This window comes from Chelatococcus reniformis, assembly GCF_014640075.1.
Lineage (GTDB): Bacteria > Pseudomonadota > Alphaproteobacteria > Rhizobiales > Beijerinckiaceae > Camelimonas > Camelimonas reniformis.
Genome location: NZ_BMGG01000040.1, coordinates 1 through 502, shown reverse-complemented (window position 1 = coordinate 502; position 502 = coordinate 1). Strand labels below are relative to the sequence as shown.

The 502-nt window shown below is 61.2% G+C and carries 1 protein-coding gene; it reads right to left on the bottom strand.

Annotated features, from left to right (window positions below; translation table 11 throughout):
• Positions 1-85 precede the first annotated feature (85 nt).
• Positions 86-502: manganese catalase family protein (locus IEW34_RS30230; RefSeq protein WP_188612962.1), on the bottom strand; the 417-nt coding region annotated here is incomplete at its 5' end.

Genomic DNA, 502 nt, shown 5'->3' with positions numbered 1-502 from the left:
CCTCGCGTATCGAACGCACTTTGGCGGACGAAATGTATCCTCCCTGCTCCTTCGATGGCACCGGTCAACCCGCGGGCACCCGGCCTTAAGATTGCTCAAGCTGGGCGCCCCCGTCGGGTCTGGCCCGAGCGAGCACCGGCTTCTCGCCCAGCGGCTGCGAACGCGCTTTGGTGAATTGCCCCCGTCCATCCGGGGCCTGCCCCGAACTCCAACGCCCTTCCGGAATGGAGCCGTCGGCCATGTGGCCGAGGTAAACGTAGGAAAATTGCTGGTTCTCCTGATCTTGCGGGAAGCTATTGGGGATCGGCAGAGCGCTTGCCATTCCGCCCATATCTTCGATGACGGCGAGCCACTGCTGCTGGTGCATTGTATCCCGAGCGATCAGGAAGGATAACATGTCCTTCATCCCGGGATCGTCCGTCATATTGAAGAGGCGGACCGCCAAAACTCGTCCTGACGACTCAGCTGTGACGTTGGCGAGCATGTCAGCTGCCAAGTTGCC